The sequence below is a fragment of the Mesorhizobium sp. WSM4935 genome, from assembly GCF_029625735.1.
Taxonomy (GTDB): Bacteria; Pseudomonadota; Alphaproteobacteria; order Rhizobiales; family Rhizobiaceae; genus Mesorhizobium.
This window is the reverse complement of record NZ_JARTVR010000002.1, coordinates 446,717-462,013: the sequence shown is the minus strand read 5'-3', so window position 1 is coordinate 462,013 and position 15,297 is coordinate 446,717. Positions and strand designations below refer to the sequence as shown.

11 protein-coding genes are annotated in these 15,297 nt (G+C 65.0%); 5 read left to right on the top strand and 6 right to left on the bottom strand.

Going from position 1 to position 15,297, the window contains the following annotated elements; genetic code table 11:
• Entirely contained in the window at nt 1-2,670 is a 2,670-nt protein-coding gene (locus tag P9273_RS06500) for an ATP-dependent helicase (RefSeq protein WP_336619362.1), read from the bottom strand.
• Nucleotides 2,671-2,951: 281 nt separating this feature from the next.
• On the opposite strand from P9273_RS06500, the gene P9273_RS06495 reads away from it, so the two are divergent.
• A complete protein-coding gene (locus P9273_RS06495) occupies nt 2,952-5,264 on the top strand; it encodes a glucose/quinate/shikimate family membrane-bound PQQ-dependent dehydrogenase (protein WP_278048148.1) in 2,313 nt (770 codons plus the stop codon).
• Between the two features lie 19 nt (nt 5,265-5,283).
• On the opposite strand, the gene P9273_RS06490 is transcribed toward P9273_RS06495, so the two are convergent.
• On the bottom strand, nt 5,284-5,718 hold the full coding sequence (locus P9273_RS06490; protein ID WP_278048147.1) for a hypothetical protein: 435 nt from the start codon (nt 5,716-5,718) through the stop codon (nt 5,284-5,286).
• A 212-nt stretch (nt 5,719-5,930) separates the two neighbouring features.
• On the opposite strand from P9273_RS06490, the gene P9273_RS06485 reads away from it, so the two are divergent.
• Complete coding sequence (locus tag P9273_RS06485) at nt 5,931-6,833, top strand: dienelactone hydrolase family protein (protein ID WP_278048146.1); 903 nt, start codon at nt 5,931-5,933, stop codon at nt 6,831-6,833.
• Between the two features lie 9 nt (nt 6,834-6,842).
• Here P9273_RS06485 and P9273_RS06480 read toward each other — a convergent pair whose 3' ends face one another.
• Nucleotides 6,843-7,775: an EamA family transporter gene (locus tag P9273_RS06480; RefSeq protein ID WP_278048145.1), complete on the bottom strand. Its 933-nt coding sequence runs from the start codon at nt 7,773-7,775 to the stop codon at nt 6,843-6,845.
• 89 nt (nt 7,776-7,864) lie between these two features.
• On the opposite strand from P9273_RS06480, the gene P9273_RS06475 reads away from it, so the two are divergent.
• Nucleotides 7,865-8,341 carry an Lrp/AsnC family transcriptional regulator gene (locus P9273_RS06475; protein ID WP_278048144.1) on the top strand — a complete coding sequence of 159 codons (477 nt, stop codon included), beginning with the start codon at nt 7,865-7,867 and terminating at the stop codon, nt 8,339-8,341.
• Nucleotides 8,342-8,345: 4 nt separating this feature from the next.
• Here the strand turns inward: P9273_RS06475 and P9273_RS06470 are convergent, their stop codons facing one another.
• Nucleotides 8,346-8,543 carry a hypothetical protein gene (locus P9273_RS06470; RefSeq protein ID WP_027168755.1) on the bottom strand — a complete coding sequence of 66 codons (198 nt, stop codon included), beginning with the start codon at nt 8,541-8,543 and terminating at the stop codon, nt 8,346-8,348.
• A gap of 145 nt (nt 8,544-8,688) precedes the next feature.
• The gene (locus P9273_RS06465; RefSeq protein ID WP_040995732.1) at nt 8,689-9,174 is read right to left on the bottom strand and encodes a thioesterase family protein; all 486 of its coding nucleotides are present in this window, start codon (nt 9,172-9,174) and stop codon (nt 8,689-8,691) included.
• 162 nt (nt 9,175-9,336) lie between these two features.
• On the opposite strand from P9273_RS06465, the gene P9273_RS06460 reads away from it, so the two are divergent.
• Nucleotides 9,337-10,749 carry an FAD-binding oxidoreductase gene (locus P9273_RS06460; protein ID WP_278048143.1) on the top strand — a complete coding sequence of 471 codons (1,413 nt, stop codon included), beginning with the start codon at nt 9,337-9,339 and terminating at the stop codon, nt 10,747-10,749.
• 84 nt (nt 10,750-10,833) lie between these two features.
• Nucleotides 10,834-14,778, top strand: a complete 3,945-nt coding sequence (locus P9273_RS06455; protein ID WP_278048142.1) for an AsmA family protein — start codon at nt 10,834-10,836, stop codon at nt 14,776-14,778.
• A 48-nt stretch (nt 14,779-14,826) separates the two neighbouring features.
• Here P9273_RS06455 and P9273_RS06450 read toward each other — a convergent pair whose 3' ends face one another.
• A complete protein-coding gene (locus tag P9273_RS06450) occupies nt 14,827-15,255 on the bottom strand; it encodes a MarR family winged helix-turn-helix transcriptional regulator (protein WP_278048141.1) in 429 nt (142 codons plus the stop codon).
• Nucleotides 15,256-15,297: the final 42 nt, after the last annotated feature.

The window sequence follows — 15,297 nt, the reverse complement described above, 5'->3', positions numbered from 1 at the left end:
TCACACAGGTGCGACAAACCCGTCCAGCACGCGCTTTTGCCCAGCCTTGTCGAAATCGATGGTAAGCTTGTTGCCGTCTATTGCCGCGATGTTGCCATTGCCGAATTTCTGGTGGAAGACGCGGTCGCCGACATTGAAGGCGGATGGCGTGTCGGCGACGGATTTGGCGACCAACTCGCCCTCTATGGTGCGGCCCTTCACCGAGGTGCGGCCGGCACCGTAGCCACTATCGCTTTCGCCATAGCCGATGCGCTCGACCTGATGGCCGGAGCGCGTGCCCCAATTGCGGTCGGTCGCCTCGGTGCGGTTCGCCTGCGCGCGCTGCCAGCCGGGCGTCGCATAGGTGTTGGAGAAGCTGCCCTGGTCCTTGGCGCCGATATTGTCGAAGCGTGAGGCGCCATAGGGGTTCTGCCGCCCGCCGCCGCGACCGGAGGCGAATGAGCCGCCGCCATAGGGATTGCCGTAGCCGCCATAGGAGTTGCCGCTGTCGGCGACATCGACATGGGTTTCCGGCAGTTCGTCTAGAAAGCGCGACGGGATCGTCGATTGCCACAGGCCGTGGATGAGACGGTTGGAGACGAACCAGATGTGCAGGTTCTTTTTCGCCCGCGTCAGGCCGACATAGGCGAGCCGGCGTTCCTCCTCCAGGCCGGAGCGGCCGCCTTCGTCAAGCGCGCGCTGATGCGGGAACAGCCCTTCCTCCCAGCCGGGGAGGAAAACGGTTTCGAACTCAAGACCCTTGGCCGAATGCAGCGTCATGATCGAGACCGCGTCGAGCGACTCGCCCTGTTCGGCTTCCATGACCAGCGCGACATGTTCGAGGAAAGCGCGCAGCGATTCATACTCCTCCATGGAGCGGATCAGCTCCTTGAGGTTCTCCAGCCGTCCGGGCGCCTCCGCCGAACGGTCGTTCTTCCACATATCGGTGTAGCCGCTCTCCTCCAGGATGGTCTCGGCGAGTTCGGTGTGCGGCGTGGTCTCCAGCGCCTTCTGCCAGCGCTCGAAATTGGCCGCGACCTCGCGCAGCGCGGCGCGCGGCTTCGGCTTCAGCTCGTCGCTTTCGGCAAGCGTCGCCGCGGCCTCCAGCATGGGCACGCGCATGGCGCGCGCCGTGTCGTGGATCTGGCGGATGGTGGCTTCGCCGAGCCCGCGCTTTGGCACGTTGACGATGCGCTCGAAGGCGAGGTCGTCGCCGCTGTTGGCGACGACGCGGAAGAAGGCGAGCGCATCGCGAATTTCCAGGCGCTCGTAGAAGCGCGGGCCGCCGATGACGCGGTAGTTCAAGCCCAGTGTGATGAAGCGGTCTTCGAAGGCGCGCATCTGGAAGGAGGCGCGCACCAGGATCGCCATGTCGTTGAGATTATGCTTCTGCCGCTGGTAGGCCTCGATCGCCTCGCCGATGGCCCTGGCCTCTTCCTCCGAGTCCCAGGCGGCATGGACATGCACCTTGTCGTCCTCGGGGTCGTCGCGGTCGGTGAACAGCGTCTTGCCGAAGCGGCCTTCATTGTGGGCGATGAGATGAGAGGCAGCGCCCAGAATATGCGCGGTGGAGCGATAGTTGCGTTCCAGCCTGATGATGGTGGCGCCCGGAAAATCCTTGTCGAAGCGCAGGATGTTGTCGACCTCGGCGCCGCGCCAGCCATAGATCGACTGATCGTCGTCGCCGACGCAGCAAATGTTGACGGGGGCACGGGTTTCGGCCGATCGCGCCTTACCCTCCCCTCGATGGGGAGGGTCGTCGCGAAGCGACGGGGAGGGGTGACTGGCGCCGGCGCTGCCACCCCCACCCGCTCCGCTCCGCGGCGCGACCTCCCCCATCGAGGGGGAGGTAGGTCTCTGCGCCAGCAGCCGCAGCCACATATATTGCGCGGTGTTGGTGTCCTGGTACTCGTCGACCAGTATGTATTTGAACTTGCGGTGGTATTCCTTCAGCACGTCCGGATAGGCGCGGAAGATGCGGATCGGATGGTAGAGCAGGTCGCCGAAGTCGCAGGAGTTCAGCGTCTGCAGCCGCTCCTGGTAGGCCTTGTAGAGCTGGCGGCCCTTGCCGTTGCCGAAGCTGCGCGCATCGCCTTCCGGAATTTCGTCGGGGCCGAGACCCTTGTTCTTCCAGTTGTCGAGCATCTGGGCGAAGGTCTTGGCCGGCCAGCGTTTGTCGTCCAGTCCTTCGGCCTGGATCAGCTGCTTGATCAGCCGCACTACGTCGTCGGTGTCGAGGATCGTGAAATCCGACTTCAGCCCGGCGAGCTCCGCATGGCGCCGCAGGAGCTTGACGCCGATCGAGTGGAAGGTGCCGAGCCAGGGCATGCCCTCGACATTGCCTTCGCCGATCAGGAAGCCGATGCGCTGCTTCATCTCGCGCGCGGCCTTGTTGGTGAAGGTGACGGCGAGGATCTGCGAGGGGAAGGCCCTGCCTGTGGCAAGGATGTGGGCGATGCGGGTGGTGAGCACCCGCGTCTTGCCGGTGCCGGCGCCGGCGAGCACCAGAACCGGGCCTTCGGTCGTTTCGACCGCGAGCCGCTGTTCCGGGTTCAGGCCCTTCAGGTAATCGGGCGCGCTGTTCTGGCCGCTGCGCGCCGCCATGGCGCGCGCGGCTATGCCGGATGGGGCCGCAGCGGGCCGCGCATTCGGTTCATCGAAAAAAGGCATGTCTTCGGAAAAGCCCGACATCGCCCCCCGAATGTAGTGATTCGGGAGCGAAAGACCAGAACTGTCTACGTTTTGTTCTAGTTTCGCGTGTCCCGGGCCAACTTGACAGCCGGAGCGGGCAGGGGAAAGCTGCCGGCAGGGCAGGGACGGCATGCCGTCGCTTAGAGCCGCACTGGAGCGGATTGCTGTTTCCCGAACGGCGAACCGCTCCATCTTTGTTTTGACGCAACTCCCAATGGAAAGCCGCTCCACGCTTTTCCTGGAGTTGCTCCAAAGCGCGCAACAGTCGAAGGAGTACCGTCTTGGCTGTCACCATCACCTCCCTTGTCCTCGTCCTCATCGGTCTCATTCTCGGCGGCGGCGGTATCTGGCTCATCGCGCTGGGCGGCAGTTGGTATTACCTGATCGCCGGCCTGGTCTTCCTGGTCACCGCCTGGCTGCTTTTCAGGCGCAGGTCGACCTCGCTCTGGGTCTACGCGCTGTTCGTGCTCGCCACGCTATGCTGGGCGGTGTGGGAAATCGGCTTCGACTGGTGGCAGCTCGGTCCGCGTGGCGGCGTTATCGTGCTCGTCGCCTTGTGGCTTTTGACGCCATGGGCAAGGCGAGGCCTGCAAGGGCCGGACGGACGCGCGCCGCTGATCCTCGCCGTACTGGCCTCGCTCGCGGTCGCCGGCTATTCGATGACCGCCGATCCTCACGACATCGACGGCACGCTCGGCACCGAAAAGCTGGCGACGGCGGCCAATCTCGGCGGCGACATGCCGGCCGGCGAGTGGCACTTCTACGGCCGCACGCCTTTCGGCCAGCGCTATTCGCCGCTCGACCAGATCACGCCCGACAATGTCGCCAAGCTGCAGCCGGCCTGGACCTATCGCACCGGCGACGTGAAAGGCCCCGACGATGTCGGCGAGACGACCTATCAGGTGACGCCGCTAAAGGTGGGCGACACGCTCTTCATCTGCACGCCGCATAATTTCGCCATCGCCATCGATGCCGCGAGCGGCAAGGAAAAGTGGCGCTACGATCCGAAGATCAAGCTCGACAGCAACCGCCAGCACCAGACCTGCCGTGGCGTATCCTATTATGCCGACGCAAAGATCGCCGCCGGCCAGCCCTGCGCGCAGCGCGTCTACCTGCCGACGTCGGACGCCCGGCTGATCGCGCTCGATGCCGCGAACGGGCAGGTATGTCCGTCCTTCGCCCAGGGCGGCACGCTGAACCTGATGGCCAACATGCCCTATCCGAAATCGGGTTATTATTATTCGACCTCGGCGCCGCTCATCGTCGCCGGCAAGATCATCGTCGGCGGCGCGGTCAACGACAATTACTCGACCGAGGAGCCGTCGGGCGTCATCCGCGCCTTCGACGTCGACAGCGGCGCCCTGCTGTGGAACTGGGATTCCGGCAACCCGGACGTGACGACGCCGCTGCCCGCTGGGCAAACCTACACCCACAACTCGCCCAACATGTGGTCGACGGCGAGCGCCGACGAGAAGCTGGGATTGCTTTACGTGCCGCTCGGCAACCAGACGCCGGACCAGCTCGGCATGGGTCGCACCGCCAATGTCGAGAAGTTCTCCTCCTCGATCACCGCGCTCGACCTCAACACCGGCCAACTGCGCTGGGTGCGGCAGACCGTGCATCACGATCTGTGGGACATGGACGTGCCGGCGCAGCCGTCGCTGGTCGACATCACCACAGCGAACGGCGTCGTGCCGGCGCTGGTCGGGCCGACCAAGCAGGGCGATCTCTACGTGCTCGACCGGCGCACGGGCGAGCCGATCATTCCGGTGAAGGAAGTGCCGGCACCCGGCGGCGCGATCGGGGGGGATCATACCTCGCCGACGCAACCGGCCTCGGATCTCTCCTTCAATCCGAAGCCGCTGACCGGTGCCGACATGTGGGGTATCACCATGTTCGACCAGCTGGCGTGCCGGATTGACCTGAAACGATTGCGCTATGAGGGTCGCTACACGCCGCCCTCGCTGCAGGGCTCACTGGTCTATCCCGGCAATTTCGGCGTGTTCAACTGGGGCGGCGTCGCGGTCGATCCGGTGCGGCAGGTGATGTTCGGCATGCCGACCTATCTGGCATTCACGTCCAAGCTGATACCTCGCGCGGACGTGCCGCCGCCAGGCGATACCAAGGGCAGCGAGCAGGGGCTGAACCGCAACGAAGGCGCGCCTTACGCGGTGGTGATGGGGCCGTTCCTGTCGCCGCTCGGCATTCCCTGCCAGGCGCCACCATGGGGCTATGTCGCCGGCGTCGACCTCAAGACGGGAAACATCGCCTACAAGCACCGCAACGGCACCGTCTACGACATGACGCCGCTGCCCTTGCCCTTCAAGGTCGGCGTTCCCGGCATAGGCGGGCCGATGATCACCGCGGGCGGCGTCGCTTTCCTGGGCGCGGCAGTCGACGACTATCTGCGCGCCTACGACCTCACCACCGGCAGGCAGCTCTGGCAGGCGAGGCTGCCGGCGGGCGGACAGGCGACGCCGATGACCTATACCGTGGCCGACGGCCGCCAGTTCGTCGTCATCGTCGCCGGCGGCCACGGCTCGGTCGGCACCAAGCCGGGCGACTATGTGATGGCCTATACGCTGTCGAAATAAGACTGGGCAGCCTCAGGCTTTAAAGTCCGAGATGGCCCCGCAAACTGGGCACCTGGTCCAGCACCTGGTTGGTCAGGTCGGGACCGGCGGCGGTCTCCGCCTGCTTGATCAAGGTCTCGCCGGCCTGCCGGATTTGCGCCATGTCGAGGCCGGACGCCTTGAGGACGGCGACGCCGTTGATCAGAGCGCCGGCCTTTTCGCCGAGCACACCGCCAAGCGCCCCTTGCAACGAGGACAAAAGCCCGCCGCCCGAATTGGCAGCGCCGGCGGCCATCACGTCATACTTCTGAGCCAGCGCATCGGCGCCGGGGATCTGGTCGAAGAAGGACGAAACGCTGGTGCCTTCAGCCTCGTGCTCCAGCACGGAAAAGATGGTGCCGACAACCTTCTCGGTGGTCGGCTCGTCGAGGCCGGCCTTCGAGGCAACGGTGTTGATGATGTCCTGGACGTTCATGGGATTCCCCTTTCGTCGTTCGGATCAAGGCCGCCCGGGCAGCTTTGATTCCTAATGTGACAGCACCATCAAGGCTTTCGGAAATGACCAAAATGTGATGGACGAGCCGAAGCTCTCCGGACCGTCGTCCGCGCGTGCTGGACCGTATGGATCTTGACCCTATCTTGCGGGTCGATCCGCGGAATCGTCCCCCATTGTCGTCGAGGAGAGCTATGACCGAACCCGTTGCCAAGCCCGTCACTACGCAACCTGTCATCACGCAAGCGATGATCGATGCCTATGACGAATATACGCATCTTACGCTCGATCGCCGCCGCTTCATGGAGCAATTGACGAAGCTGGCAGGCTCGGGCGCCGCGGCGGCCGCGATCGCGCCAATGCTGGCGGCAAACTCCGCCCAGGCGGCGATCGTCGCCGAGAACGACAGCCGCGTTAAGGGCGAGGACATCACCTATCCCGGCTCGAGCGGCGAGATGAAAGCCTATCTGGTCAAGCCGGCCGATCAGCAGCGCAAGCTCGGCACCGTCATCGTCATCCACGAGAACCGGGGACTGAACCCGCATATCCGCGATGTTGCCCGACGCGTGGCGCTGGAGGGGTTCGTCGCGCTGGCGCCGGACTTCCTGTCGCCGCTTGGCGGCACGCCGCCCGACGAGGACAAGGCGCGCGACATGTTCACCAAGCTCGACGCCGCCCAAGTCGCGGCCGACGGTGTGGCGACGGTCGCCTATCTCAAGAACCTCAAGGACGGCAACGGCAAGGTCGGGGCGGTCGGCTTCTGCTGGGGCGGCGGGGCAGTGAACCAGCTTGCCGTCCATGCGCCCGATCTCAGCGCCGGCGTCGCCTATTACGGCATGCAGCCGAAGGCCGAGGACGCCGCGAAGATCAAGGCGCCGCTGCTTCTGCATTACGCCGGTCTCGACAGCCGGACCAATGCCGGCATCGATGCCTATAAGAAGGCGCTCGACGCCGCGCATGTCGAATACAAGGTCTATGTCTATGAGGGCGCCAATCACGCCTTCAACAACGACACCTCGGCCGCGCGCTATGACAAGAAGGCCGCCGATCTCGCCTGGGGGCGGACGGTCGCTTTCCTGAAGGAGAAGCTGGCATGATCGAGCGGTCTATATGCTTGCCGCGGGCTTGTGGAAAGCGACGCCGGCGATGACCAGCGCAACGCCGATGCAGTCGGTGAGGCTTGGCACCTGGCGCAGCACGATGACGCCGATCAGCGTTGCCGTGAGCGGCAGGAGCGAGAGCATCAGCGCGAAGCTCGCGCGCGGCAGCCGCGCCATGGCGAGCTGGTCGCAAATATAGGGGATGACCGAGGAGCAGAGGCCGACGCCGATTGCAGCCATGAGCAGTTGCGGCGACGAGAAGGCGGGTAGCGCCTCGCGAAGGCCGATGGGCAGTACGACCAGGAACGCGACCGCCATGGCGGTGCCGAGGCCGGCGATGCCGAAGCCCGCCTGGGCGACGCGGTGACCGATCACGATGTAACCAACGAAGAGGGCGCCATTCAAAAAGGCCCAGAACAAGCCGATGAGATCGCTCGACCATTTCACATCGATGAGCAGCAAGGTGCCGATCACGGCAACCGCGAGCGCCGCAAAGTTGCGCCGGCTGCGCAGGCCGACCAGCGCCACCCCGATCGTGCCGACGAATTCGATCGCGGCCACCAGCGAGATCGGCAGGCGGTCGAGCGCCAGATAGAACGAGCAGTTCATCACCGCCAGGCAGATGCCGAAGGCCAGCAGCAGCAGTCGCCGACCGCGATCGGCGCGCGCGAAAACGCGCCAGGGCCTTGTCAGCGGGGCTAAGAGGAGAGCGGCGGTGGCAATGCGCAGCCAAGCCATGCCGAGCACGCCGACCTGAGCGAAAAGCAGCACGGCGAAGGCCGGCCCGAGATAGTGGAATACGGCGCTGACGCAGAACCAGACATGAGGCGGCAACGCGTCGGCCGTTCTGGCAAGTGCGGTGGGGCCGGCCAGGGCGTGAGGCGCATCGGTGTCACCGATAACCCGGTTTGCAGCTGGGATTTGCGTTTGCGTTTTCATGCGAGCATTATCGCAGGCGAAACTCGCCGACCATATGCGCGATAAATGGCAAGGTGGCCCCATTCGCTTTGTGATGGAAGAGTTTTGACTTGAAAAACCTTCGAAGTGAAAATGCCGATCTGGACGCGATCGATCTGAAGCTCCTGCGGCTCCTGGAAAAGGACGCGCGCATCAGCACGGCGGAACTGGCGCGCGCGGTCGGGCTGTCGGCGCCGAGCGTGGCGGAGCGCATCCGCAAACTGCAGGAGAACGGCGTGATCGAGGCCTACACGGTCAGGATCAATCCAGCCGCTCTCGGCATGAAGCTATCGGCATGGCTCAGAATCAGGCCGGTTCCGGGACAGCTTTCCGTGGTGGCGGACATCATTCGCGAGCTGCCGGAAATCGCCCAATGCGACCGGGTGACCGGCGAGGACTGCTTCATCGCGCTTGCCCATGTCGGCTCGGTGAGCGAGCTCGAGCGCGTGATCGACCGGATCATTCCCTATGCGATGACAAACACCGCCATCATCCAGTCGTCACCGGTCGAGCCGCGCTCGCTTCTGGGCGGGTTCAGGCAAAAGTGAGGGCTCAGGCGTGGCCGCGCTTCATGCGCGCCTGCTTAAGAATCGCGCGCCAGCGGATCATGTCGAACGGGATAGGTTCGTTGTTATTGGCGATGTGGAAGATCTCGTTGTTGACGTTCTTCAGCGATCGCCAGAAATCATAGTCGGTAATGCGTGGATCGGCCGCCAAGCGCTCCACTTCGACCTTGATGTCGGTTTTCATGCACTGTCCTCGCACCGCATTCCGCCAGCCGCCCCGTGCGCAACCCGGTAGGGCGGTTTTCGAACGCGCCGGTGAGTCGTTCAACGGACTCAACCGACTTGTTCACGTTAAAACCTTGGTAAGGTTAACGCGGGCGGGCGGGTTTTCAAGCGCCCTTGCGTTTGATGCCGATCGAGCGGCCGGCGCGCTCGGGCATCGGCAGCGCCGCATGGGCGGCGCGCACGGCCTCCAACCTGGCCATCACGTCGGCGGGGAAGGGGGCCACTCTCGGTCCGTCCATGTCGACATGCAGCGCAAGCTGCTCGGAGGTCGCCGCCAGCCAGCCGTCGACATGGCGGATTTCCTGATAGGCTCTTAGCCGCTTTTCGTCGTGGTCGATGAGCTGGAACGAGACGTTCACCTTATGGTCGAGGTGCAACTCCTGCACGTAGCAGACATGAACTTCGGCCGTGTAGATGGTGAGGCGCCGCTCCTTGGCGTAGTTCGGCCCCATGCCCATCAGCTCGAACGCCTGATCCGAGCCGCGGTCGAACAGCACGTTGTAGTAGGCCATGTTGAGATGGCCGTTATAGTCGATCCACTCCTCCTCGATCGTCATCGGGCCGGAAATGATCGGTGCGGGGATCGTCATCTGATGTTCCTTGATCGTTGCTGGGCAGGGCGTGCTGGTGAGATTGTTTCTAGTGGCGCAATTGCAGACGGAAAACTGCTTCACACTTCTCGTCGAATTGCTTTAGGCATCATCCATAGCTGCATAACAAGAGTGGCCGCTGGTCCATTCGCGGAGGAATTCATGGCTTTGAGCGACCTCAACCCCGTAGAACGCAACGAGGAAGGCATCGCCGCGGTGCTCGGCATCCTCAAGCAGCGCTTCGGCGAGCGCTTCCAGACCGGCGAGGCGAGCCGCGGCCAGCACGCGCACACCACCACCTATATCCCGACCCAGGCGCCGGACGGCGTCGCTTTCGTCGAGACGACCGCGGAGGTGCAGGAGGTCGTGCGCGCCTGCGCCGCGCACCACGTGCCGGTGATCGCCTTCGGCGTCGGCTCCTCGCTCGAGGGCCACACCAACGCGCCGGGCGGCGGCATTTCCATCGATACGTCGCGCATGAACCGGATCTTATCCGTCAATCCGCAGGACCTCGACTGCACCGTCGAGCCCGGGGTGACGCGCGAGGACCTCAACAGGCACCTGCGCGACACCGGCCTGTTCTTTCCGATCGATCCAGGCGCCAATGCGTCGCTCGGCGGTATGGCGGCCACCAGGGCTTCCGGCACCAACGCGGTGCGCTACGGCACGATGCGCGAAAACGTGCTGTCGCTGACCGCCGTCATGGCCGACGGCGAGACGGTGACGACCGGCAAGCGGGCGAAGAAAAGCTCGGCCGGCTACGACCTGACGCGGCTTCTGGTCGGCTCCGAAGGCACGCTCGGCGTCATCACCTCGCTGACGCTGAGGCTGCAGGGCATTCCGCAAGCAATTTCTGGCGGCGTCTGCCCGTTTCCGAGCCTGGAGGCGGCCTGCAACACGGTGATCGCGACCATCCAGATGGGCATTCCGGTGGCGCGCATCGAGCTGGTCAACGCGCTGCAGATGCGGGCGATGAAGAACTATTCCAAGCTCGACTATCCGGAGAGTCCGTGCCTGTTCGTCGAGTTCCACGGCAGCGACGCAGGCGTCGCCGAACAGGCCGAGACGTTCGGGATGATCGCCGAGGAGAATGGCGGCGGACCGTTCCTATGGACCAGTGTCGCGGAGGAGCGGACGAAGCTCTGGAAGGCCAGGCACGACGCCTACTGGTCGTCGCTGACGCTGCGTCCCGGCGCCAAAGGGCTGTCGACCGATGTCTGCGTGCCGATCTCCAGGCTTGCCGAATGCGTCACCGAGACCGAGGCCGACATCGCCGAGATGGGGCTTATCGCACCCATTGTCGGCCATGCCGGCGACGGCAATTTCCATGTGCTGGTGCTGATGGACGTCGACAATCCGGCCGAGATCGCGCTTGCGGAAAAATTCGTCGCCCGGCTCAACATGCGCGCCATCGCCATGGAAGGCACCTGCACCGGCGAGCACGGCATCGGTCAGGGCAAGGTCGGCTTCCTGCGCCACGAGCTCGGCCATGGCGTCGATATCATGCGCACGATCAAGCAGGCGCTCGATCCGCTCAACATCATGAATCCGGGCAAGATTTTGCCTGCGGCCTAGAAGCCCCGCCGGCACAGGCGAATTGCCTCTTTATCGACACGCGGATGCGGGTAGAGTGCGGCTTTCTTTGAACCCGGGAAACAGATGCTCGCACGCCTGTTCGTGATCTTCGGTGGCCTGTTCGTGCTGGTGCTGTGCGCGGCGCTGGTGGTGCCGTATTTCATCGACTGGACGGGCTACCGCGGCGATTTCGAGCGCGAGGCGAGCGCCATCCTCGGCCGCAAGGTGACCGTGAAGGGCGATGCCACCGCGCGACTGTTGCCATTTCCGTCGGTGACCTTCTCGAATGTCGAGGTCGCGGGCGGGCCGCAAGGCAAGCCCGCGATGACGGTCGAGACCTTTTCCATGGATGCGGAGCTCGCGCCGTTCCTGCGCGGCGAGGTGCTGATCTTCGACATGCGGCTGGTGCATCCCAGGGCTATCATCGATGTCGCCGGCGACGGCACCGTCGACTGGGCGATCCGGCCGTCGACGCCCTTCGACCCTGGCCAGATCGCCATCGAAAAGCTGTCGGTAACCGACGGGCAGATCGAACTTCGCCATGCCGCCGGCGGACGCAGCCATCTGATCTCGGAAATCAACTCGACCATTTCGGCCAAGGCGCTCACCGGTCCATGGCGCATGGACGGAACGCTGCGCTTCGATGGCCTGCGCACCGACGTCTCGGCCTCGACCGGCAAGGTGGAACCGGACGGCCAGATGCGGCTCAGGCTGAAAGCCGATCCCGATGCCTATCCGCTGATCATCGAAGCCGACGGCAATGCCGGCATCGTCAAGGGCGCCGCTGTCTATTCCGGCCAGTTCAAGATCTCGGGTGCGGACAAGAACGATGTCGACAGGAATTCGGTCGAGCTGCGCGGCAATGACGGCGAGCCGGTCAAGATCAGCACCGGCAAGCCCGACCCTGGCTTCCGGCTGAACGGCAAGTTCGCGCTCGACCACCAGAAGCTCAATGTCGACGAGTTCCGTTTCGAGACCGGGCCGCTCGACAATCCCTATACGGCCGATGGCAAGGCCTCGGTCGATCTCGGCCTGAAGCCGCATTTCGTGGTCGAGGCGAGCGGAGCCCAGGTGCAGTTCGATGAGGCTGTCGGCGGAGCCACCGGCTCAGGCTTCACGCTCGACCAGCGCATCGCGGCATTCGAGCAGACGCTGCAGCACATGCCGAAGCCGACGATACCGGGCACGCTCGAGGTTCGGCTGCCGGCGGTGGTGGCCGGTGACACGACGGTGCGCGACGTGCGGCTGTCGGCCGAGCCGGTCGCAGGCGGCTGGGCGGTCAAGTCGCTTGCCGCGACGCTGCCGGGCCGCACGACGCTCGAAGCCGACGGCATGCTGAGCGTCGAGGATCATTTCGGCTTTACCGGCTCGTTGCTGCTGGCCGTCGGGCAGCCTTCCGGATTTGCCGCGTGGCTGTCCAAGGATGTCGACGAGGCCATCCGCAGGCTGCCCGCGGCAGGTTTCAAGGCTAAGGTCGATCTCAGTGAGAACCGACAGTCTTTCGGCGATCTCGAACTCATCCTCGGCAAGGCGAAATTTTCCGGCAGCATCGATTCCAGCCAGCCGGATGGCGCCAGGCCATCGGTGCTGATGCGGCTCACCGGCGGCGAGATGGACCTGGATGGGCTTGCGGCCTTCGCCTCGATCTTCATCAGCGACAAGGGCGCCAACCGCTTTTCCGATCGCGATCTCGATTTCCAGATCAAGGCGGGACCGGTGAGCGCGGGCGGGCTCAGGGCCGACACTGTCGACACGGCGCTGCGGCTGCGCGAGGGCCTGCTCGAGATCGACCGGCTTTCGATCGGCGGCCTGGCCGGCGCCTCGATCAGCGCCACGGGCCGCATCAAGGATTTCCCGCAGAGCCCGACAGGCAAGCTCAACGCGTCCGTGGTGGCGGTCGATTTGAAGCCGCTAATCGATGTCGCGGCCCAGCACTATCCCGATAATGGCGTGCTCAAGGGACTGGCCAGCCGTGCGGCCGCCTATCCCGAACTGTTTCAGGACGCGCGCATCGATCTCTTGACCAGCGCCGCCGACAATGGCGACGGCACCACCGGCCTGGCGCTCTCAGCCCAGGGCAAGGCAGGCGGCTCGGCCTTCTCGGCCTCGCTTTCCGGCAGGGGGACGGCGGACAAGCTCTCCGAGGCGCCGGTGTCGATCACCTTCAACGCCGGCAACGACAATGCCACAACGCTGCTTGCGCTTTACGGCCTGCCGGCGCTGCCGCTCGGCATGCTCGGCCACGCGAACACCGACGTCTCGGCGAAGGGCTCGGTCGCCGGCGGTCTCGCCACCAGCTTCAACCTGACGGCCGACGATTTCAGGGCAAGCTTCGACGGGACCGTCGCCGACACCGCGCAAGGCCCCACCGCCAAGGGCAAGGTCAATCTCAATGCTGCCGATATCGAGCCGTGGCTGATGACGACGGGGGTAGGCCTGCCCGGCATGGGAACCGGAACATCGACGTCGCTGACGGCCGACGCCGATTTCGGCAACGGGCTCCTGGTGCTGAGCGGCCTCACCGGTTCGATCAACAAGGCGGCAGTGTCGGGCGACGTCAACATCGATGCCAAGGACGGGCTGCCGCATCTTGCGGGAGCGCTGGCGCTCGACGAGCTCGACCTCGATCCGCTGGCGGTCTCGCTGTTCGGCGACCAGTCCTTCGCTCCGGCCAAGGGCGGGTGGCCGACCACGCCGTTCAGCCAGAAGTCGGCCCTGCCGTTCAACGCCGATCTCGATCTCAACACCTCGGCGCTTGACGTCGGGTCCTTCGCCACGGCGCATGACGCTTCATTGTCGCTCAAGCTCGACCGCGAAGGCATCCACGTCTCCGACCTGAAGGCAAAGCTCTATGGCGGCGATTTAACCGGCCTGTTCGATTTGAAGAACACGGAGGGCACCGGCCTGTTCTCCGGCCAGATGAAGCTCGCCGGCGGCGATCTTTCCGCGGTTCTGCCCGGAGCCGGTATCGGCGGCCGCGGCGATCTTTCGGCGGCGCTGTCGACCAGCGGCAAATCGGTCGATGCCATGATCGCCGCCTTGTCCGGATCGGGCACCGCGGCGCTGAAGGGATTGAAAGTGGACGGCATCAATCCGGACGGCTTTGGCGCCATCATCGCCAAGGCTGATGCGATCGGACGCGATATCGACGCTGCCAAGACGGCGGAGTTCGCGCCGCAAATCGCCGGTGAGGGCAGCTTTGCCGCGGGGGACGCGGATGTGGCCTTCACCGTCGCCAACGGCACGCTGCGGGCGCCGCCGATCAGTCTCGACAATCCCGGCGCGACCCTGTCCGCCGACGTGACCGCCGATCTCAACACGAGCACCGTCACGGCGAAGGGGACATTAACCTATCGCCCCGGGGACGAGGCGCTGGTCGGTTCCGAACCGGCTGTCAATTTCAGCCTGGCCGGTCCGCTCGGGGCGGCCGCCCCCCAATTCGACAGCGGTCCGCTGGCGCAATTCCTGACGCAGCGCGCGCTGGAAAAAGAACAGCAGCGGGTCGAGGCCATGCAGGCGGCGCTGCTCGAGAAGCAGCGGCTGCGGCGCGAGGCGCGCTATTACGCGGCGCTGCAGACGGAGCGCGACAGGGCGGCCGAGGAGCTGCGCCGGCAAGAGGAAGAGGCGCGGCAGAAGGCCGAGGCGGAAGCCAGGGCGAAAGCCGAGGCTGAAGCCCAGGCTCAGGCTGAAGCCGAGGCAAAAGCCAAAGCCGACGAAGAGGCGAGGGCAAAAGCGGAAGCCGACGCCAAGGCCCAGGCCGAAGTGGACGCCAAGGCCAAGGCCGATGCGCAGGCGAAGGCCGAGGCAGAGCAGCGGGCCGCGGACGAGGCAGCCAAGGCGCAGGCCGAGGCCGATCGCAAGAAGGCGGAGCAGGCGAAGCTGGACGCAGCACGCAAGGCGGCCGAGCAAGCGCGGAAGGTCGACGGGTCGCTGCCCGGCGTCAATGACGGTTCGACCCCAGCACCGCCGAAGCCCAAGGCCAATCCGTTCACGATCGACAATCTGTTGAAGTCGCTCGACGGCGGTTGAGCTTTACGCCGCGCGCGTGGCGGAACTGATCCGAATATCCCGGGGAGCCTATGACTCTTCCTGGCGCGAGAGCAGGCGCCGCAGCATCGGCTCGATGCGCGACAGCTCGTCGAGATGCGCGGCCGACAGTTCTGCCAGGCGATCGTCGGCCAAAGGAGTGAGCTGCAGCAAGACGCGGCGATGGTCGCTCTTGTCCTGATCGCGCGTGACCAGACCGGCCTCGGCAAGGCGGTTCACCAGTTCCACTGCGCTGTGGTGGCGGATGCGCAGCCGCTCGGCGAGATCGCCCACAGCCACAGGTCCGCCGCTTGGAAATCCCTTGATCGCCAGCAGCGCCTGGTGCTGGCGCGGCGTGAGGCCCGCCTCATTGGCCTGGACCTGGCTGAATTCGAGAAAGCGGCGGATCAGGTAACGGAACTGCGACAGCCGCTGGTAGTCGGCCTGGCTGATGGCGGGGCGTGATTTCGGCGGCGTCATTCCCCGACTTATGGTCCTTTCCCGCAAAAGCTCAACAGCTCG

What these genes read in the sequence shown, in the direction of transcription:
- P9273_RS06500 (WP_336619362.1), bottom strand. Translation starts at nt 2,670, where the DNA reads ATGTCGGGCTTTTCCGAAGACATGCCTTTTTTCGATGAACCGAATGCG.
- P9273_RS06490 (WP_278048147.1), bottom strand. Translation starts at nt 5,718, where the DNA reads ATGAACGTCCAGGACATCATCAACACCGTTGCCTCGAAGGCCGGCCTC.
- P9273_RS06485 (WP_278048146.1), top strand. Translation starts at nt 5,931, where the DNA reads ATGACCGAACCCGTTGCCAAGCCCGTCACTACGCAACCTGTCATCACG.
- P9273_RS06480 (WP_278048145.1), bottom strand. Translation starts at nt 7,775, where the DNA reads ATGAAAACGCAAACGCAAATCCCAGCTGCAAACCGGGTTATCGGTGAC.
- P9273_RS06470 (WP_027168755.1), bottom strand. Translation starts at nt 8,543, where the DNA reads ATGAAAACCGACATCAAGGTCGAAGTGGAGCGCTTGGCGGCCGATCCA.
- P9273_RS06465 (WP_040995732.1), bottom strand. Translation starts at nt 9,174, where the DNA reads ATGACGATCCCCGCACCGATCATTTCCGGCCCGATGACGATCGAGGAG.
- P9273_RS06460 (WP_278048143.1), top strand. Translation starts at nt 9,337, where the DNA reads ATGGCTTTGAGCGACCTCAACCCCGTAGAACGCAACGAGGAAGGCATC.
- P9273_RS06455 (WP_278048142.1), top strand. Translation starts at nt 10,834, where the DNA reads ATGCTCGCACGCCTGTTCGTGATCTTCGGTGGCCTGTTCGTGCTGGTG.
- P9273_RS06450 (WP_278048141.1), bottom strand. Translation starts at nt 15,255, where the DNA reads ATGACGCCGCCGAAATCACGCCCCGCCATCAGCCAGGCCGACTACCAG.